General features: G+C 33.9%; 16 protein-coding genes. 3 read left to right on the top strand and 13 right to left on the bottom strand.

The features are described 5' to 3' along the window. Positions 1–27 precede the first annotated feature (27 nt). From OH814_RS07645 to OH814_RS07630, 4 genes are all read right to left on the bottom strand, one after another. Positions 28–198, bottom strand: a complete 171-nt coding sequence (locus tag OH814_RS07645; protein WP_159436352.1) for a hypothetical protein — start codon at positions 196–198, stop codon at positions 28–30. A 210-nt stretch (positions 199–408) separates the two neighbouring features. After that, on the bottom strand, positions 409–972 hold the full coding sequence (locus OH814_RS07640; RefSeq protein ID WP_308827776.1) for a hypothetical protein: 564 nt from the start codon (positions 970–972) through the stop codon (positions 409–411). Between the two features lie 117 nt (positions 973–1089). After that, the gene (locus tag OH814_RS07635; protein WP_308827775.1) at positions 1090–6783 is read right to left on the bottom strand and encodes a DUF3320 domain-containing protein; all 5694 of its coding nucleotides are present in this window, start codon (positions 6781–6783) and stop codon (positions 1090–1092) included. Positions 6784–6912: 129 nt separating this feature from the next. After that, positions 6913–7359, bottom strand: a complete 447-nt coding sequence (locus OH814_RS07630) for a PepSY-like domain-containing protein (protein WP_308827774.1) — start codon at positions 7357–7359, stop codon at positions 6913–6915. Positions 7360–7628: 269 nt separating this feature from the next. Between OH814_RS07630 and OH814_RS07625 the strand changes: the two genes are divergently transcribed. Then, positions 7629–8066 carry a cupin domain-containing protein gene (locus tag OH814_RS07625; RefSeq protein ID WP_308827773.1) on the top strand — a complete coding sequence of 146 codons (438 nt, stop codon included), beginning with the start codon at positions 7629–7631 and terminating at the stop codon, positions 8064–8066. Between the two features lie 320 nt (positions 8067–8386). Here OH814_RS07625 and OH814_RS07620 read toward each other — a convergent pair whose 3' ends face one another. From OH814_RS07620 to OH814_RS07605, 4 genes are all read right to left on the bottom strand, one after another. Further along, positions 8387–9178, bottom strand: coding sequence for an HAEPLYID family protein (locus tag OH814_RS07620; protein WP_308827772.1), 792 nt, complete (start codon positions 9176–9178; stop codon positions 8387–8389). A gap of 260 nt (positions 9179–9438) precedes the next feature. Continuing rightward, complete coding sequence (locus OH814_RS07615; protein WP_308827771.1) at positions 9439–10716, bottom strand: HAMP domain-containing sensor histidine kinase; 1278 nt, start codon at positions 10714–10716, stop codon at positions 9439–9441. Beyond that, positions 10713–11390 carry a response regulator transcription factor gene (locus OH814_RS07610; RefSeq protein ID WP_308827770.1) on the bottom strand — a complete coding sequence of 226 codons (678 nt, stop codon included), beginning with the start codon at positions 11388–11390 and terminating at the stop codon, positions 10713–10715. The genes OH814_RS07615 and OH814_RS07610 overlap by 4 nt, the downstream gene beginning before the upstream one ends. 68 nt (positions 11391–11458) lie before the next feature. Continuing rightward, positions 11459–12247 (bottom strand): hypothetical protein, encoded by a 789-nt coding sequence (locus OH814_RS07605; RefSeq protein WP_308827769.1) that lies wholly within the window; start codon positions 12245–12247, stop codon positions 11459–11461. Between the two features lie 351 nt (positions 12248–12598). Here OH814_RS07605 and OH814_RS07600 point away from each other — a divergent pair, with 351 nt between their 5' ends. Both OH814_RS07600 and pelA read left to right on the top strand, forming a co-directional pair. Then, a complete protein-coding gene (locus tag OH814_RS07600) occupies positions 12599–13777 on the top strand; it encodes a DUF4861 family protein (protein WP_308827768.1) in 1179 nt (392 codons plus the stop codon). A 9-nt stretch (positions 13778–13786) separates the two neighbouring features. After that, a complete protein-coding gene (gene pelA / locus OH814_RS07595; RefSeq protein WP_308827767.1) occupies positions 13787–14809 on the top strand; it encodes a pectate lyase in 1023 nt (340 codons plus the stop codon). A 56-nt stretch (positions 14810–14865) separates the two neighbouring features. Here pelA and OH814_RS07590 read toward each other — a convergent pair whose 3' ends face one another. The 5 genes from OH814_RS07590 to OH814_RS07570 form a co-directional block, all read right to left on the bottom strand. After that, complete coding sequence (locus tag OH814_RS07590) at positions 14866–15981, bottom strand: pectate lyase-like adhesive domain-containing protein (RefSeq protein WP_308827766.1); 1116 nt, start codon at positions 15979–15981, stop codon at positions 14866–14868. A 139-nt stretch (positions 15982–16120) separates the two neighbouring features. Next, entirely contained in the window at positions 16121–18595 is a 2475-nt protein-coding gene (locus tag OH814_RS07585; RefSeq protein ID WP_308827765.1) for a glycoside hydrolase family 95 protein, read from the bottom strand. A 234-nt stretch (positions 18596–18829) separates the two neighbouring features. Beyond that, a complete protein-coding gene (locus OH814_RS07580) occupies positions 18830–19735 on the bottom strand; it encodes an alpha/beta hydrolase (RefSeq protein WP_308827764.1) in 906 nt (301 codons plus the stop codon). A 275-nt stretch (positions 19736–20010) separates the two neighbouring features. Then, on the bottom strand, positions 20011–20910 hold the full coding sequence (locus OH814_RS07575) for an alpha/beta hydrolase (protein WP_308827763.1): 900 nt from the start codon (positions 20908–20910) through the stop codon (positions 20011–20013). An 80-nt stretch (positions 20911–20990) separates the two neighbouring features. Next, on the bottom strand, positions 20991–21332 hold the full coding sequence (locus OH814_RS07570; protein ID WP_308827762.1) for a cupin domain-containing protein: 342 nt from the start codon (positions 21330–21332) through the stop codon (positions 20991–20993). Positions 21333–21445 lie beyond the last annotated feature (113 nt).

Below are 21445 nucleotides of genomic sequence, written 5' to 3'. Positions count from 1 at the left end.
ACAATATCAATTACTTTTTCTCCATAGTTATTTTTTCCAACGGTCCATTTTATATTTTGGGTAGATTTTTGCAGCGGCAACTTTCACTTCTTTATTAAAATTTTCATTTTTTCCGAAGGTTGAGATATTGAGCACATTTCCCTGTTGGTCTATTTTTAAAATAATTTCAGTATTTAAATTTGCTCCTTGATTTTTCAAATTTTCCTTATTGATATTTTGATCTATTTTTTCAGAAATGCCTTATTTCCATCTGGGAAATGTGCAGGAAAAGTGTGGAATAGATAAATCCTGCGGTTGTTTTGATTGGTATCGGTCTGCGATTTTTGTTTCGTGTTTTTGAGAAAAAACCATAGTAATAGAAAGAATACTGAGTATGCAAAATATTTTTTTCATGCTTTAATTTTATCGTTATTTTTGTAAATATGGTTTGGGGTAAACAATAACACCGTTTTCATCCATTTGATACAATAAAAGCTTAGAATATTTTCTTAAGAATTTCTTGAAGCCTTTTGGATTAGCAATTTCTGCCTCAATCAATTTCCCGTTAATACTTAAAATGTTATTTTTATCAAGAGATAAACGCCATAGACGTTTTTTGTAGATATTAGATGATTCTTCATCTAACAATATTTTATTAGAATTAGAAATACTTTTCAATTTCAGTTTATGGAAATAATCATTACAATCCTCTTCAGATTTTAAATCACAGAAAATTATTATTTGTTTACCTTCAAGCATGAACCATTTATAATTCTTTGTTTTTTTATACAGTTCAAAATCTCGATCCAAAGTTTCAATATATAATGTTTCCGAGTATACAGAAACAGCGATATAATCACCATCATTAAATCTATGCTTTAAAGTATCTTTAACATAAAGCTTCAAAGCATCTTCAGTTATATCAGTTATTTTATTTTGTGAATAAAAATTTGAAAATAATATGAGAACGAATATTGTAATTATATTTTTCATTTGGCTATAAATTAACTTATATAATATTATTTATCTTCCCAGTTTTAAGCTTTCTTCATAATTAAAATAGATTTTGAATAAGTAATTTTTTTGAATAACCAAAGTTTCTTTTGTCATTTACCCCAAAATAATCCTCCCATCAACTTCCTTCAACACCCCTTTTCCAATCAATTCCTCTACAGAAAAATTCACTACAGAATCAATCTGAGAACCCACTTTTGCAAAACCAAAAGTTTTACAAACCGCACGAATCAATTCGTCTTTATTTAAACTCAAACTTGAATGCATCAATTCCATAATAGCAACAGATATTTCTTCAGGAGCAATCTCATCAATCAGTCTTTTTTCAACTGAGTTATCTCTGTAAAAATCTAAATTTTGAGGTTGAAGATTTTCGCTCCAGTAAAATTTCTGATAACTTTCGGTCGCCTGTAAATTTGGAATGGAATTCAAAGTTTCCAAAAGATACGAATTGAGTTTTCCACCTGCTCTTGAAGTGTTCCAAAGTTTCAGAATCTTCCTAAACAAAGCATTTTGGCTAATAGGGGATTCGGTATCAATAATCGTTTTAATCTGATTTAAAAGAACGGGTTTATTTTCAAAAAGATAAATAGATTCTGAGTTTGCATTAATTTCCGGACTCAATTCTGCTGCAACATAAGGAATCATCTTCGAAGGTTTTTCAGTTTCCGGAACTTCACTCAGATAGACTTTTTCAGAAGTTTTCAGTTCAATGATTTCTTCTTTTTTCTCTTTTACCTCAGTCTTTATTTTTTCAATTTCAACCTGAATTTTCTCAATGATTTTTTCTTTGTTTTTAATCCAGTCCAAAGTCCAGATTCTGAAAACATTCCAACCTAAACCTTTCAAAACATTGGGAACAAGCAATTCGCGGTCATTGGTCGTATTGATGTTGAAATAATTTTCACTGTCGACTAAAATCGCCATTAGATATTCGCTTTCATTTTCAGGATTAATAACCCCGATGTCAACTTTATATTCCGAAGTTCCGATGTTGGTTTTGATTTTCAGGCCGCTTTCCTCCAAATGTTTCGCAATCGAATTCACCATCAGTTTCTGCTGATTTACCATTTGATTTGAATTGTGATAAACCAAACCTTTCTCAGAAAAGTTCAGGAAATTTTTCAAACCTAAAACACCTTCTGAACTCGTTCTGTTCATGTCAATCTGGTCGCCTTTTAATGAAGAAAAAACTTTCATTTCGTAGCGCGCTCTTGTTACGGCAACATTCAGTCGTCTCCAACCTCCATCTCGGTTGAGCGGACCGAAATTCATCGAAACTTTTCCGTCTTCATCGGGTCCATAACCAATCGAAAATAGGATAATATCTCTTTCGTCGCCTTGTACATTTTCAAGGTTTTTAATGAAAATAGGTTCTTCAGAATTGATGGTAAACTCTTCCAAATGTGGATTTTCCTGAAATAATTTCTGTAGTAAATCTTCAATCAGACTTTGCTGAGTCTGGCTGAAAGTCACTACACCAATCGATTTTTTATTTTGCTTATCAAGATGATCTTTAATGTATTGAATTATCGCTTCCGCTTCATTTTTATTGGTTCTCGTTTTTCCTTTATCGTAAAATCCGTCAACAAATTCAAACGTTACTTTTCGGTTCAGATCATCCGGAGATGGGAACGTGAGCAGTTTATTATCGTAAAAATGAGCGTTGGAGAAAGAAATCAAACTTTCATGCTTGCTTCGGTAATGTCTCAATAAATAATTTGAAGGAATCGAAAGCGCCAGACAATCATCCAAAATACTTTCCAGATCTTCGAGCTCAAAATTTTCTTCATCCACTTTTTGAGACGCAAAAAAACTGGTCGGTGGCATCTGTTTCGGATCACCCACAATGATTGCCTGTTTTGCCCTCGCCAAAGCACTTACCGCTTCAGAAGTCGGCAACTGCGAAGCTTCATCGAAAATAACCAAGTCAAAATGCTCTTCATTTACATCAAAGTATTGCGCCACCGAAATCGGACTCATCAACATACAAGGTTTCAGCCTCGGAATTAAAGTTGGAATTTGATCGAATAGTTTTCTAATCGATAAACCTCGACCTTTATTGCGAATTGCCTTTTGTAAAATCCCGATTTCTGAGCTTTGAACGGCTTCATGAGAAAAATTAGGAATTCTATCGCTCAGTTTCATCGTTAACTGGTTTTTGGTCAGTTCCGTAAATTCTTTGTGAAGATTTTTATACTGCTGAATCTGAGATTCGTAAATATTGGCATCAAAACCGTTCAAAGTTCCCGAACTGTAAATGGTTTTAATGAATAAATTCAGATGAATGATTTTTTCAAATTCGAGTTCAATAGATTCTGTATCGAGCCAGCCTTTTTCAAGGAAATCGATGAACCAGTTTAGATTTAAATCTTGTGCTTTTTCTTTTAAACTGTTGAAATTAATCCAGTCTTCCAACTGATGAATATTCTGAACAATTGTCTGTAAATCCGCATCATTAGGGATTTTATGCACAAATTCTAAAAGCTGAGTTTCTGCATTGTCAAAGTCTTTCAACGTTTCAACGACTTCAGAAATATTCTGATTGTTATTTTGTTTTAATGAAAAATCTTTTAGCCATTCCGGAAAATTCGGAATGGAAATTTTTTGAGCTAAATCCTTCGTACTTTCAATGGTTTTTAAATCTTTTTCAATCGTAGAAATATCAAACGAACTTTCGTTAAAATAAAGATTCGTCACCGATGAAAGTGCATTGTAATGAAGATTGTTTAATTGATTTTTAAGCTGCTGATAATTTTCAAGCTTGTCAAAAAGTCCATCGATTTGCACATCAGATTCTATTCCTGATTTTGCGTAACCGTTTAGTTGCTGTTTTACTTTCCTTTGTTTAAACCATTTCGGAATAAACCACGTATGTTTTGCCTGATTCCACAACAATTTTAATGAAGCAAAATCGATATTTAAGATGGAAGAATTAAAATTGGAAGTGATTTGATTTTCAGTTTGTTGAAACTGCGTTTGCTGAGTCATCCAGTTTTTGAATAAATTCAGCTGACCTTCGTTAAAAACCAAATCGGTTAAACCAGATTTCACCGGATTGTTTTTTAAATATTCAAGAATTTCCACGCTGTCAGCATTGGAAACTTCATCCAATTGAAACTGGCTTTTTACCTCTTCAGCCGAATTTTTCTTTTCATTATATTGAGAAATTGCGGAAAGAATAAGATTTTTATTTTCAAACTGATGACTTGAAGTTTTTATCCGACGTAAAGCATGAAGCGAAGGTTGGCCAATTTTCTGCACAATCGAAGCAAACGGAATCAACCAGTCTTTCCACTGATTCCAGTTGAAAACATCGGCACTTTCCAACGGGAAATTGATGTGGAAACGTTCATCTGCTTTTACTTGATTGGTTTCCAGAAAGGCAATCGTGTCAAATAAACTCCAGCCAATCGGGAATTTTTTGTGCAGTTCATTTACATATTTTCCAAGCTCTTTTCTGCGTTCGTCGAGGCGTTTTGCTTCTTCGTGATAATCGGCATTGATTTTATATTTCGGAACTTCCAAAGTTCTTTCAAACTGTTTCAGTACATCTGATTTTTTAGATTTATTGGAATGCAATTCGAGGCAGAATGTACCCAAGCCAATATTTTCCAATCGGTGATGAACCACATCCAAAGCGGCTTTTTTCGCAGCTACAAAAAGTACTTTTTTATCATTCGACAAAGCATCGGCGATGATGTTGGTGATCGTCTGTGACTTTCCAGTTCCGGGAGGCCCGTGAAGAATAAAACTTTTATTGAGATTGGCATTTTTTACTGCATTCAACTGAGAATTGTCGGTAGAAATAGGCAAAACCAATTCAGAAGCTGAAATATTTTCTAAACTTTGAGCATCATTTTCCACGCTTTGCAAAGTTTCTGTCAATCGTCCGTCAATCAGACTTTTTACAATAGAACTTTTCTGAATTTCTTCCGAATATTTTGAAATATCCTGCCAGAGAATAAGCTTGTTGAAAGAGAAAATTCCCAAAACCAATTGTTCCAAAACATCCCAACCTTCAAGATTGAGAACTGTATTTCTGATGATTGCCAAAACTTTTGGAACATCAACTCCCGATTCGTCCATCGGAAGATTTTCGAGGCTGTTGATGTTGAGCTTGAATTCCTGTTTTAGATATTCAAGCAACGTAATGTTGATCATCGTTTCTTCTTCACGGCTTCGAAGTGTGAATTTAGAATTCACAGATTTTCTCGAAAGTTCAACAGGAACTAATAAGATCGGAGCCAGTCTTGGAACGTCTTTATTTTTTGGTTCAAACCATTTTAATAATCCGATTCCTAAATACAATGTACTTTTCCCGTTTTCTTCTTCTGCGAGTTTTGCGCTTCTGTAAAGGTTAGTGAGGATATTATCGAGATCATCCTGATGATAATATGTTAAAAGTCGGTTGTATTTAAACTCATCATCCGCAAATTTAAAAAGCGGTTGCGACTGATGTAAAGGTTCGCCATAAAGATTATATTTTCTGAGAACCGCCTGATTGTTGTCTGGATGAATAGTAAATGATTTCCCATCAGCTAAACTGTCTTCAAGTACATTAATTTTAGAATCAACCAACTGAAGCATACTTTTGGTAAACCGCAGATTCAGAAGATTATTTCTGAGCGAAAGATCGAGCAGTTTTCTTTCCCAGACTTTTTGCTTGGTAAGATTTGAAAAATCGGTCAGCTCGAGATCATCATATTGAGTTCCCAAATCAAAATCCTGATCGAGTTCTGTTGAATTTTTATTGGAATCGAAATCGAGACTTTTAATCGTTTCATTTTTTAAAAGTGGGAGTGGAGAAATTCCCGCTGACCTTGCATTTTTGATGTCTAATGAAAGCAAAAATCTTGATGAATCCATCAACTGAGTTTCCGCAGAATTCATCGCATCTTTGAATGAAATTTGGGTTCCTCTGCACAGACTGGTCGATTCGATTAAAGCAATTTCTTTAATTCCTGAAGCAATTCTTTTGGAAATTGCAGCCTGATCAAAATTAACCATTCCGTCGAAACGCTGATCATCCAACCAAACTCCAACAAAAGCGTGACCTTCCGTTACAACGATAATCGGATTCAAATCAATTGCTTCCAGACACGCTGCGAAAAGCAAAGAAATATCAATGCAGTTCCCGAATTTTGTTTCCAAAACCGTGTCCACAAGCCTGATTCTTTGTCCGTTCTTCTCAAAACTTGGAGGCATTGCGCTGTAAATCAATTCCAGATTCTGAATAGATTTATAAATTGCCGAAACCATCTGTAAAACCCTTTCTTTGCTTTTCTGTTGATAACCTTCAAAAGATGGAGTAAGTTTATTTCTCGCTAAAATATCAATCGCATCAGCTTTCAGTTTATATAAAAGATTATTATTTGAAAGAACATATGAAGCCAAAAGTTGCGGATACGATTGCAATCCACCAAAATAATCCATCGGCAGAACTTCTATACTGAAACTTTTTTCATAAGTCGATTCTCCGTCTTTAAAAAGCTGAATTTTGATTTGATCTAAATCTTTTTCAGTCAGTCTTTTCAATAAATCATTATTAAAGATAAAGTTGAAAAGAGATATTTTATACAGTGCGTTCTGCCTGATTTTATCAATATAAACGTCATATTTTTCAAATAAACCCAAAGATGAGGTAATCTGAAGATTCAGATTTTCTAAATCTTCAGCAACTTCTCTGAAAGCAATGCTCTGCAGAAAAGGATAATGGTTTAGGCAAAAAGTATAATTGAAATAAGGGCTGTGCTGTATCTGTAAATCAAACGGAATAATCTGCTCCATAAATGTTTTTTGTGATTGTCATTCTCTTTTTCGAGAGACAATGCAATTTAGAAATAAAACAGAGATGTACAAAACAGTTGGGCTTATGGAGATAGATTTTTAGGATGAAATTAAGGAGAAGATTAAAAATTAATCTTCTCTTTTTTGTAAAATTCTTCCCTGTGCATCAAAAACTACTTTCCATTCTTGAGAAAGATTTTTCAATTCGACATTGTAAATCACTTTTCTACCTTCGATAATTTTCTTTGCATCATCGATTCTGTAACCAGAAAAAGATTTGTTGATGGAAGTTACAACCGATTTTGGAAGATTATTTTTTGAAATTTCTTCTTCATGTCTTACCAATTTTCCGTCTCTGGAATACAGAACTTTATGATCATCACCTAATAATCCTGTTTCAAATTCTACTTCATAAAGATTTCCTTTAATTTCCCAGTCGATATCGGCTGCTTTTGGAAAACTTTTTTGGAAATTGTTTAGAATAACCGAAGGAACTTCATTTTGATGAATATCCTGTGCTGAAATGTTGGTTAAACTTAAACCTAAAATGCTGATTGCTACTATTAAATTTTTCATAACGTAAATTTTATAATGCTAATTTCCGACATGATTCTGGAAACAATTGGGAATGATCTTTCGAAATGTTTTTTTAACCATTAAAATCAATTTAGGTTTTAAGATAGTTTAAGTGAAGTAAATTTCTTAAGCTTCAACAGTAAAATCTGTGAGGGTTTAAAAAATTTAAAGGATATAATTATTTAAGCTGATATCTAAATAATTTACCACAATTAAATTCAGAGAAGAAATGAATATCTTTGAACAGATTGTTTTAAATAATGAAAAAAATGAAAAGATTATCTCAACTCACGGTTATCATAATGATCATGTTATTTCAACAAAAGATATATGCTCAGAAAACAGCTGCAGCAAATGAATCTTCTCAATATACGATTGAAAACTGCGTGAACGAATTTGATTTAACTAAAGCGACGAAAACAAAATCCGGTTATCAGTATTGGTTTGCCGATAAGAAATTCACTGAAGAAAACACTTTGAAGATGAGCATTGTAGAGCCTGGAAAATCTACGCATGCGCCACATCATCATCCTGAAGAAGAATTTTTTTATATTTTGGAAGGAAAAGCTTCTTTTTATCTTGATGGTAATACTGTAGAAGTCGGAGCAAATACCAGTTTGTACTGTCCTCCAAATTCAGAGCATGGAATTAGCAACGCAGGAGATAAAGATTTGAAATATCTTGTGATTAAAAAGGATTTGCGGTAGGTTTTTTCTAAAGTCATTTTTTAAACCATTAAGATTATTAAGTTGTTAAGTTGAGTTAAGAGAAATGAATTTCTTAAGGTAGATCTAAAATTTGCTTAAAAACTTTAATAATTCTTTATAGTTACATCTAATTTAATATCTACATTTTCTCTCGGAGATTAACAAATAAAAAATCTGTTTAATGTGCACAATTTGCGAGACCTGAAAATTTTATCTGAGATAAAATCCTTGCGCCGTATAGTTTGAGAGGCTTAAAACAAATTGCGTCTTTGCGAATAGCAAACAAAAAATCCAATCAAAATCAAGGTTCATATACTAATCTAAAAAACGAAGACACATTTTCTTTGTCGTGCGAAACAGGAATTCCCGTTACTATTCCCACAGCAAAAATGTGAATCGAGTTTTATTTTTACTTGCGGACGAAGCGTGACCGTCATTTTTCCATGACTGATTTCTTTGTTGACTTCCACGCCTATAAAATGACCGGAATTAGGTAAAGAATACATCACAGAAGTATTGATTTGCCAATCAACCGGAGTCGTGTTTTCTCCCAATTCATGCTGAATCATCGGATACGTGTAAACTAAAGTATGAATATTCGAACCCCATTTTTTCGCAGCCACAAAAAACGGACTGTACACCAAACCTGTAATAAATTTTCCTTTGCCATAGTTTTTAAAATCTGTAAATTCTATAACTTGAGTATAGCCTAAAGCCATTGAAGTCTGAGATTTTTCCGAAACAAAAAAAGTGTACTGCGCAGAAAGTCTGATTCCATCTAATCGGTTTCCGGGAATTTGTTCTTTGGTAGAATTATTTTTTGGACTGAAAAAAGAAAAATCGGTTTCCACTTCGAGACCTAATCGGTTAATCGGTGCAAATTCATACTCGGCTAAATATCCGCTTTCTCTATAATTTTTTCCACTTGAAAAATCGGCACCCAAATTAAATTCCTTTTCGCCTTTTCTTGCTCCGAGATCTCTTACCAAATCCTGGAAAATAGGTTCTGCGTGAGAGATTTTTACAGGTTTAGAATTGGTTTGCGCAAATACTGAGAAGCTTCCTAAAATGCTTAAAATTCCTGCTAGTAAAATTTGTTTGGTTGTTTTCATACTACAAATCAACAGTACGAATCGGGAAAAATTTGGGAAGAAATCTGGAAAAAAATGGGAATTTTTTAAAAGTAAAAAATAATGCAGATTATTTAAATGCAAAGATTTATAAAATAAGTAAAATGTAAGGGGCAAAGGTTGCGACAAGTCGCTTATGAACCTTGAAAATAACGCATGCTCAAAATCAATTTTGTTGATTATTCTTTACTCTTTAAATTTTAAGAAAGAAAAAAATCTTTGCGTTAAAAAAAATTAAAGCATTAAAAATTCACTGTAAAATCGTGCATTCCGTTTTTGAAATCATAAGAAACCGAAAAATCATACAATTCAGCAATCGCTTGTACAATCGCTAATCCCAAACCGCTTCCTGACTGATGATGTTCAGATTTTTGGAATCTTGTAAATATTTTTTCGGGGTGTAAAGAATTTTCAATTCCTGTGTTTTTAACGATTAATTTTTTAGCATTAATCTGCACTTCCACCTTTCCGGATTTTATATTATGGAAAATTGCATTTCGCAGTAGATTGGAAACGATAATATTAATCAATGCGGTATCGGCTTTTACCAAAAGTTCGCTGTTTTCAGAAAAACTGATCTCAACTTCTTTAAATTCAGCAATATCCTGCAGATCTTCTATGTTTTTTTCAACAATATCATTGACTTTAATTTCCTGATTATCAAAAAACTGTTTGTTTTCAATTTTTGTAAGCAAAAGAAGAGATTTGTTGAGACGAACTAATCTTTCAATAATTTCCATGATCTCAGCAATCTTTTCAGCCTGATTTTCTGTGAAATTTTCTTTTTCAATTAGCAGTTCAAGCTTACTAATGGCAATCGCCAAGGGAGTTTGAAGTTCGTGGGAAGCGTTCCCAATAAATTCTTTTTGCTGCTCATAGCTTTTTTCGCTGTATTGCAAAAGGGTAGTAACGGCATCCTGCAAATCACTGAATTCTTTTGTTTTCGTTTCAACTTTCGGAAAGCTTTTGCTGATTCCTAAACGGTAATTTTTTAGTTCATTCAGAAGTTCATAAAATGGCTTCCAAAGTCTTTGTAATACCAAATTATTAATTACTAAAATGCTGAAAATTAAAAGAACATACAAACCTGCGGCATCCCAAAGCAATTCTTTTACGAGATCATCTTCTTCAACCATATTATTGAAAATTTTCAGCTCATAAAAACTTCCATTTTGTTCAAAAACAGTGGTCAAAACTCTTACAGGTTCTAGTTCTGGAGCTTCGTCATCGGCATCCTGTGCATAGATTTCTGTGTCTTCATAAGTGTCTTTAAAACTGAGAGCTTTTTCTTCGCTTATTTTATTAACGGAAAAAAAACCTTCATCAAAAGTTTTCTGCTGTAAAATAGTAGGATCTTTTTCTGCTTTAAAAACGATTTGTCTTTTATAGTTTTCGAGCTCTTCATCTACACTTCCTTTGATTTCATCGAGCATATTAAAATAAAAAATCACTGACCATACACTTACGATCAGCAAAAGATAGGTCATCAGATGAAGAATAGATTTGTTGAGGAGTTTCATTTTTCTATCAATTTGTAGCCGATTCCGTAGACAGCCTCGATTTCAATTTCGGCGTTCGATTGCTGTAGTTTTTTTCTTAAATTTTTTATCTGATAATAAATAAAATCAAAGTTATCTGCCTGATCAATGTGATCTCCCCAAACATGCTCTGCTAAAGCTGTTTTGGTTACCAACCGTTTTTTATTAAGCAGGAAAAAATGAAGAATATCAAACTCTTTTCGGTTAAGTGTAATACGTTCTCCATCTACAGAAAAGCTTCGTTCCGTAAGATCCAGTTCGATATTGGCAATCTCAATACTGTTTTTGCCATCCTGATTTTTTCTGCGCAGAACGGCTTTTATTCTGGCGTTGAGTTCGGCATTGTGAAAAGGTTTGGTCAAATAATCATCGGCTCCCAGTTCCAATCCTGTAAGCTTATCTTCAAGAGAATCTTTTGCAGAAATAATGATGACATTTTCAGATTTTCCCATGTCTTTAAGCTGTTGAAGAAGTTGCAAACCATTTCCACCAGGAAGCATAATATCCAGCAAAATACAGTCGTACGTGTACAAAGCAATCTTTTCACTTGCAGATTGATAATTTTCTGCAGTCTCAATAAGAAACTGCTCCTGAATCAAAGAATCATGAATAGATTTTAAAAGTTCTTTTTCGTCTTCTATAACAAGGATTTTCATGTAGCAAATGTAGAGAATGATTCTGGAAAGAGTTGGGAATTAAAGAGAACAATATTTTGGTGTCAATTCTAATTTGCGATATAATAGTAGAAGTCATCATTAATATTAACAAAATCCATTATTTCAAACAGATGATTATCACGTTCCATTATTTTATTGGATGAAAAATAGTAGCCACAAGAATTGTCAGTGAAACCATCTTTTAAAAAGAAAATACCTTTTTTAGTTTTTACTAATGAATAAATATTTATTTCTTCCATCAGTTTCAGAATCTTTTCCTGCTCTTTATTAAATTTAATTTTTTCTTCAATATTTATTTGAGTAGAAATAGGAAATGGTGATTTTTCAGAAATTTTGTAATTCCAATACTTATTATTTTCTTTATACAGATCATCAACACGCTTTAATGAAATTTGATTTAAGAAAATGGAGTTGTCATTTTTTTGAACAGCTAATGCAAGAGCTTTAAACTTGTTAAGATTTTTATTCAAAAATTCAACATTAGAATTTCCTTCTATTTGAGCCGATTTTAAAAAATGATTTGGTTTATCTCCAGCTTCCTTATTGCTAAATTTATAATGTTGAGAAAACCCACCCCAAAAAAAATTAGGTATTTCGCTTGATGTTCTTATCGAATCTAAACTCCAAACTTTTTCGTGTGTTACAGGCCTGATATCCCATTTCGAAAATGGTTTTGAAAATTTTAAATATTCTTCTACAGAGATTTCATTTGCAGCGGTTAAGCTATCTAAGTATCTATAGAAAATTAAATCAAAATTTTCATTTTTATTTAAATATTCCTGACTGAAAGTAATGATTGATGTAAAAAGGAAAAATACGGTTAAAAATCTTTGCATAATATTTTTTTGTGCTTTTAATTCCCAAATATATAAAATCTTCTTTCTTAGTAAATTTAGATTGTATACAACTTAATTTTATTTTCTAACCATTTAATCTCCGTTAAAAATTCACATCTTTCTTCACATTTCTGCGTCCCAATTAAAACTTTTTTGTCATTATTGAAAATTATTTAAAAACCTGGATTTCTTTTATTCCAGCAACCAAAGCCACAATTCCATTTTTTTTGAAGAAAATCTAATTTACAAAATTTGAAGATATTAAAAATCATTTTAAGAAACTTTTAAGGAGAATCATGATTTGTGTTCAGCGATTTATTTTTACTTTTGAGAAAATAACATTTCATGTCTATGAATAAAATTTCAATAACCGGATTAAGTGGTGCAATCGTTTGCATAGCTGCGAATTTTGTGAATGCACAGACATCAATTCAGGTTAAAAATACTCAGAATTTCGCTCGAAATGAAATAGTTTCTCTTCCAATTAACCAGTTGAAGGGGTTTTTAGGGAGAAATAAAGCAGAAGATTTGAGAATTAAAGATGCTCAAAATAATTATGTTACCATTCAGTGGATTGATAACGATGGGGACGGAAAAAATGATGAGGTTCTTTTTCATGCAAATGTAGATGCAAAAAAGACCAATTCTTACAAAATCGTTGCTGATTCAAAAACTCCGATTCCTGAAAGTAAACTGACAACCTATTCAAGATTAGTTCCAGAAAGAGTTGACGATTATACCTGGGAAAATGATAAAATTGCCTTTAGAGTTTACGGTCCAAAAGGTCAGGCTGAAGCTTTAGCAGGTGTAAAAGGAAGTACACTTTCAAGCGGGGTTGATATTTGGTTTAAAAGAACCGAAAAATCTGTTATTAACGAATGGTACAAAGGTTATCTGACTGATCCGATGTATTATCACAAAGATACGAGAGGAGAAGGCTACGATCCTTATCATGTTGGAGACAGCCGTGGTACGGGAGGAATTGGAATTTGGAAAGATGAAAAACTTCAGGTTTCTCAAAATTTTATAAGCTCTAAAACGATTGCCGAAGGTCCGTTGAGAACTGTTTTTGAATTAACTTATGCTCCGTGGAGTGAATTTGGAGTGAAAGAGACGAAAAGAATTTCTCTTGATCTGGGTTCCAATTTTTCTAAATTTGAGTCAAGTTTTGACACCGAAAAACCTGTTCCCAATTATACAATCGGAATTAGTCTTCATAAAAACGAAGGTGATTCAAAATTGAATGATAAAGACGGATATTATCTTCACTGGGAAAAAATAGATGACGCATTTGTTGGTGAAGGAATTGTTGTGAATCCCAAAATTGTAGAAAAGTCGGTTGCTTTTAAATCTGAAACTCCAGATCAGAGTAATTTGCTGGTTATTACAAAGCCTCAGAAAAAGCTGACTTATTATGCCGGGTTTGCATGGCAGAAAAGCGGACAAATTCAAACTCAGAAAGATTGGGAGAATATTTTGCTGAAGCAATCTAAAATTGTAGCCAATCCATTAATTATTACCGTTAAATAAAGTTGAATAATGATTAAATTAAAACTTTCAGTTGCCGTATTTTGTCTGGCATTTTCAGGAATTTCAGCACAGGTAAAAGATACTTTGGCGGAAAAAATGATGGTTTATCAGCTTCCAAACGGAGGTTGGGGAAAACATAATAGCGATAAAAAAAATGTAGATTATACTGCAAAAATAGATTCGAAATTATTGAAAATTATCAAAGCGAATGACAATGATCTCGCAACCATAGATAACAATGCTACATCAAAGGAAATCAACGGTTTAATAAAAGCATTTCAATCTACAAAAAACCAGGCTTATCTGAAATCTGCCGAAAAAGGAATTCAATATTTACTTTCGATGCAGTATGAAAATGGTGGGTTTCCACAGTATTTTCCCAATTCATCAATTTACAGAAAACAGGTTACTTATAACGACAACGCAATGATTAATGCTTTGACGGTTTTGTATAATGTGGCAGAAGGAAAAGAGGGCTTTGAAGTGGTTGATCCTAAATTGAAAGAGAAATCTAAAGAGGCATTACAAAAAGGAATTCAATGTATTTTGAAAACTCAGGTTATGCAAAACGGTAAACTTTCGATTTGGGCAGATCAGTATGATGAAATTACATTAAAACCTGAAAAGGCAAGAGCTTTTGAGCCTGTTTCTTTGGCAACCGGAGAATCGGTAACGATTGTAAAATTTCTTATGATGCAGCCAATCAATCCTGAAATTGAAAAATCAATAAAGTCTGCTGTAAAATGGTTTGATGAAAGTAAAATTGTCGGGTATACATATCAGGTTTCACGAGAAAGTGGAAAAGCAATCCGTGCTTTAAGCAAAAAAGAAGGTTCGAACGTTTGGGCTAGATTTTATGATATTCCGACCAATAAACCGATTTTTGGTGACCGTGACGGAAGCGTAAAATATAATTATGATGAGGTTTCTGAAGAACGCAGAATGGGTTACAGCTGGTATAATGAATCCGGAACCAAATTAATTGAAAGTGATTTTCCAAAATGGTTAAAGAAAAATAAAATTTCCGAATAAAAAGAAAAGCCTGATGTATGAAGACACATCAGGCTTTTTTAATTTAAAAATATCGTTTAGAAGCTTTCACAGATATTTCCTGATAAAGTTGCTCCGGCATTGGCCGTTACATCAGCTTTCACAGTATTCACATCAAGTTTTACAATAGAATATGGAGGTGTAAATGCTGTTCCGCTTCCAGCAGTGTTACCGGTTACATTCGTAAAAGTACTTCCAGTCTGAGTAACGGCAGTAAATCCGCTCATCAAATTGATAGGTTCTTTTACATTTTCAAATACATTTCTTTCCACAAGAATATTTGCCTGCACTCCGGCTGCGATACATTTGTTGCTTACCGAGCTGTTGAAATAGCTGTTCAGAATATGAATTTTACCAAATCTTACTCTTGGCATACGCTCTCTGCATCCCGGAGCCCACCAGCAACGTACAAATGTTACATTTAATTTTCCTGCATCAGCCGTTGCGCCGTCGCTTGAACCAATCAGATTAGAAAATCTGTGATCATCAGTTCCGCCTGAACCACCTGGTTTCGGAGCTTTTAAATAATGGAATTTTGTATAAGAAACAGTAATATAATCCGATTTGTTTTTAATGTCGAAATTACCGTCTACACCGTCTCTGAATTCACAATGGTCAATCCATACGTTTCGGCAGTCATCCAGAATTGCGTTATCCCAACCGTCTGTATCATAAGCTCCGGGGCCTTCAAAAATCAGGTTTCTTACAACAATATTGTTACATCTTTTGATATTGATAATTCCTGATCCGTCTTTAGTCTGATTGGTTGATACAAGCTTTGCGCCGCTTGTTCCGTAGATGGTTTTTCCGGTCTGGTCCTGAAGAGATAAACGAGTTGTGATGGTAATCGTTCCGGTAACCTTGATTACTTTAACGGCAGTGTTTTCAATGGCTGATTTTAGCTGAGCATAAGTGGTTACGGTAGTTTCAGCAGCGGTTCCGCCTCCAATGGTTCCTCCATTTTGAGAAGCCCATCCAGGAGCGACACAACTCGCTAAAGGAACGACGGTTTTTGCCACAAATGCGTTTTCGATACTGTTTCCGTTGGGGTTTTCAGAGAATTCGGTTTTGATGTCGTCATTTCCGCATCCGATAAATGCAAAAGCTGTACTGAGAGCAACTATAGCAATAGTTGCTTTGATGTTGATTTTCATGGTTAATAGTTTTGTTTTTATTTAGTGTTGTAAAATTATGAATATTTATTAAATAAGCAAATTTATTGAATATAAATTATTAATTAAAACTATTTATTGAATATTAATTTATTTCAACCGATTGCACTTTAGTGATTAATTAATATGAAGTGAATTCATAAGTACCGTTTTTTTCTGTTTTAAAATCAAAAACCTGAGTTTCGGGAACTGCAATCGTTTTGAGATGAGCTTTTTCAGAAACTAATGGCTTTTTAATAGGATTAATCTGATAATACTCATTAGTATTTTCTCCTTTTGCTAAAGCGAAATTTGTTTTAGATTTTAAATGTATATCCTTCGCCACTCTGATTCTCGCGTTTCCGCCTAAAGTAGATTTTATAATTAGTTTAGTCAGCTTAGAATTTTTCCAATCCATATCTATTTCAAAACCGCCTCTTGCTTTTAACCCTTTTACAGAACCATTCGGCAGAGCATCCGGAAGTGCCGGTAAAATATATATATAGCCGTCATAACTTTGCAACAGCATCTCGGCAATCCCGGAAGTACAGCCAAAATTTCCATCAATTTGAAATGGTGGATGTGCATCCAATAAATTCGGATATGTTCCTCCCGATTGTCCTTTGGTTTCCATCGGAGCCGGAGTTAATTGATCTGAAATAAGTTTAAAAGCTCTGTTTCCATCGAGTAATCTTGCCCACCAATTTACTTTCCAGCCCATCGACCAGCCTGTTGATTTATCACCACGATAAATCATAGAATTTTTTGCAGCTTCCGTCAAATCTGGATTTCTGAACGGTGAAATTTGTCCGGAAGGAAACAATCCATACAAATGCGAAATATGTCGGTGCTTATCATCAGTTTTATCCATATCGGTAAGCCATTCTTGTAGCTGAGCATGCTGCCCGATCTGCATCGGCGGAAGTTTGCTTAAAGCATTTTTTACTTCATTGGAAAGATTCTGATCTTGATTTAAAATTTTTGAAGCATTGATAAAATTATTAAAAACATCAAAAACCAACTGGTTATCCATCGTCGTTCCCGCTGTGATACTTACATTTTTGAAGTATTTATTTTCTGGAGACATAGAAGGCGAAACCACCAGATATTTTTTGGAAGGATCTTGTTGAAGAACATCTAAGTAAAACAAAGCACAACCTTTCAAAGCTTCGTAGTTTTTCTTTAAAAATTCTTTATCTCCGGTGTATAAGTAATGATTCCAGACATGCTGAGTTAGCCATGCGCCACCCATTGGCCACATTCCGTAGAAACCGCCGTCAACAATTCCTGTAATTCGCCATAGATCTGTGTTGTGATGCATGTTCCAGCCTCTTGCATGATACATCTCTTTAGCAGATTCCTGTCCGGTAATCGATAAATCCTGAATCATATCAAACAAAGGCTCGTGCATTTCGCTGAGGTTGGTATTTTCTGCTGGCCAATAATTCATTTCTGTATTAATATTGACCGTGTATTTACTGTCCCAGGAAGGATTTAGCTGATAATTCCAGATTCCCTGCAAGTTGGCAGGCTGGGTTCCTTGCTGCGAAGATGAAATCAGAAGATAACGCCCGAATTGAAAATATAACGCCACCAAATCGGGGTCTTGTGAATTTCCAAATTCCTTAATTCTGACATCGGTTGTTTTCTGAGCCTGTTTGCTTGTTCCGAAATCTAAATTGACACGCTTAAAATATTTCTGGTATTTTTCAATGTGTGCCTTTAATTCAGCATCATATTTTTTGTTTAAAGCCGATTTTAAATATTCTGAAACTCTTGCATCGGGATTTCCCGAAAGGTCATTGTATTTTTTAAAATTTGTTGCAATGGAAACATAAATCACCACTTCATCTGCTCCTGAAATATTCAGTTGATCTTTTGTTGAGGTTAATTTTCCACCTTTTAAAACAGGCACAGCGACGGTTTTAAAATTAATTTTTCCGGTTTTATTGTCTACTGAACCACTTGTTCCATTGATCACCAATTGGTTTTTCTCGGTGAAGATTGAATTGATTTTGTGTGGAGTAGAAGCATTTAAAGCAAAATTCAGACTTCCTTTTTTACTGGAAGATAATTTGATTATAATCACATTATCTGCAAAAGATGAGAAGATTTCTCGCTTGAAAGTCACGCCATTTACCTGATATGAAACCGTACTTATTGCTTTTTCAATATCTAAAGTCCTAATGTAATTTTTAAAATTTTCATGGCCTTTAAAATCAAGAAACAAATCGCCCATCGTCTGATACGACATTCCGTAATTTAAGTCTTTGGGAGCCGTTCTCGGATAAGTTGTATTGGTTAAATCCTGTGCTTTTTCAAACTGACCTTCATTGATCAATCTTCTTACTTTCTGAATGCTGTCAAACGTGTTTTTAGGAACATTATTTCCCGGTTCACCAGCCCAAATTGTCTCCTCATTCAACTGAAGATGTTCCTGAACTGCACCACCAAAAACCATTGCGCCGAGTTTACCGTTTCCGATAGGTAAAGCTTCGTTCCAGTTTTCTGCAGGTCTATTGTAGGTTAATTTTAAATTTTGCTGTGCAAAAGTTGAGACGGAAATCAATGTTCCGCAAGCCAGTAAAAAGATTTTATGTTGAATGATTTTTAGCATTATATAAATTTTGTTAATGTGGTTTTATTTTTTTAACGCAAAGATTTTGTTTTGATTTGTAGCATTTTAAGGAGCAAAGAATAATCAATGAATTGATTTTAAGCCGATGTATACTTTCTTTTAATTAAAATGAAAAAAGTTTTTAAATAAATATCTTCAAGCTTCATTAGCGATTTCTAAAATGTTACGCCTTGAAAAAAATCTTCGTGAAATATCAGTATTAATTATTACCCATCACTTATTGCTCATATTCCTAAGCCAGTCTGCACAGATTTTCTTCCAGTTATCCGTCAGTTCAGTTTTATTTGAGATTCCGATGTTATGTTCACCTTCAGGAAAAATAAACATTGCACCTTTCACTTTATTTTTAATCATCGCTTCGTAATACAAAATACTGTTGATTACGGGAACGGCATTGTCATTCTGAGCATGAAATAAAATTGTAGGCGGTGTTTTCTCTGTCACTCGATTTTGCATAGAATATTCTTTAATTTTTTCTGATGAAGCATTTTCTCCTAAAAGATTGTCACGGCTTCCTTTATGAGCAAATTCACCCAAATCAATAACCGGAGAAACCAAAATTGCAAAATTCGGAACGGTGGAAAAATTCTGCCAATCGCCGTTTAACTCTGTGTAATCTGTCGAAATATTACTTACCATTGCTGCCAAATGTCCACCAGCGGAAGTTCCTAAAATACCAATCTGATCAGGCGAAATTCCGTATTGAGCAGCATTTTTTCTGATCAATTTTATGGCAGCCTGAATATCTTGTAACGGACCGATTTCTCTTTGTTTCAAGTCTGGAGAAGTGGGTAAACGGTAATTTAAGACAAAGGCTGAAATGCCTAAAGTATTAAGCCATTTTGCATAAGAATATCCACCCAGATCATACGTCAAATGTCTGTAACCACCTCCGGGAATTATTATGATTGCCATTTGTTTTCTTTCTTCTTTTGCAGGAAGAAAAGCGAAGAGTTCAGCTTCCTGAATTTGCGTAATTCGACCTTCTTTTTCTTCAATAATTTTTAATTGTAAGCCTTTAGAATTAGGCATTTCTCCTTTCGGCCAGACGGTTATTTTTTGCTGAGCCGAAATTTGAATTCCAATACATATGCTGAATATAAGGATGAGGTTTTTCATTGATTATCAATTTTTTCTGTGTTGGTTAATCGCAAAGGCGCAAAGTTTATACTGACACGTTGTTTGAACACTTTTTTTACAGTTTGATTCATCTCTTGAATGTGGGTTGTGTATTATAATGTTTTAATTTATCGCAAAGTCAAACAAAGAATTTTAAATCTTAAATGTTTTTAAGATATACAAAGGCGTAAACTTAATAAAGTAATACAAAGTATTTTCAATTATGAAATATTATGGATGATCGTTAAAATATGAGAACATTTTTAAATTACTCATTATTCATTACCAATACCCGCAAGCCAGTCTGAACATAGCTTTTTCCAGTTTTCACTCATCGCATCTTTGTCTGTTACAAAAAAACGGTGGCCACCTTTAGGAAAAATGAACATCGAGCCTTTCACCTTATGCTTTGTCATAGCTTTGAAATATAAAATACTGTTCATCGGCGGAACTGCAGTATCATCCTGGTTATGAAACAAAATTGTTGGTGGTGTCTTGTCTGTCACTCGATTCTGCATAGAATATTCCTGGACTTTTTCTGGAGAAGCATTTTCTCCGAGCAGACTGTTTCGACTTCCCACATGAGCAAATTCGCCCAGATCAATGACCGGACAAAACAGAATTGCAAAATTCGGAATAGTGGAAATCGTAGCCCAGTCATCTTTTAATTCTGTATAATCAGTAGAAATATTACTTACCATTGCCGCCAAATGTCCACCAGCCGAAGTTCCTACAACTCCCACCTGATCGGGCGAAATTCCCCATTGTGCGGCATTTTTTCTGATATATTTAATGGAAGCTTGGATATCCTGTAAAGGCGCAATTTCTTTTTGAATTAAATCAGGCGAAGTAGGCAATCTGTAATTTAAGACAAAAGCAGAAATTCCCTGCGTATTCATCCATTTTGCGATCTGAAAAGCGCCTTCATCGTATGTCAGTTTAGAATATCCGCCACCGGGAATGATAATCACGGACTTTTTCCCTCTTTCTTTAATGGGAGGTAAAAAAGCAAAAAGTTCAGCTTCTTTTAATTTCGCAAGATCTTTTTTCTTCTTGGTTTTTGACGTCAGGATTTTGGAGTTTGGCATTTCACCTTTTGGCCAGAACATGAGTTTTTCCTGTGCGGCAATTTGTGTAAAAAGAAAAATAATGAAGAGAAAAAAGGTTTTTTTCATGACTTTAATTTTTTACTTTAAAGTGTATTTAGAAAAAACCTCACACGTTTTTAAACCTATGAGGTTTGATTATTTGTAATTTAATCTTTCAGAAAATCCTCTCTGAATGGAGTGAAAGAATCAATCAATTGTCCGGCTTCCAGACATTTTACACCATGAAAAATATTCGGTTGGGCGAAAAATCCGTCACCTTGTTTTAAAATTTTTGTTTCGCCATCAACCGTCACTTCAAATTTTCCTGATGCAACATACGTGATTTGTGAATGAAAATGCTGATGTAAAGTACCGATTGCATCTTTTTCAAATTTAACGATGACCATCATTACCTGAGAATTGTAACCTACAAACTGTCTGGAAACACCGTCTCCCAGATCTTCCCATTCGGAATTGCCGTCGAAAAATGGTTCTTTTTTGAAATTCATAATTTTATTTTTTAATATATTCTTTTGTCTTGAAACAAAAGAATCAAAAATTCAAGACTTGGAAACTTCCGCTAAAAATTTAAATTAAATCCTAAAATTTCCAAACTCGCGCG

It is taken from the genome of Chryseobacterium sp. CFS15, from assembly GCF_031118795.1.
GTDB lineage: Bacteria > Bacteroidota > Bacteroidia > Flavobacteriales > Weeksellaceae > Chryseobacterium > Chryseobacterium indoltheticum.
This window is presented reverse-complemented; position numbering and strand designations above follow the sequence as displayed.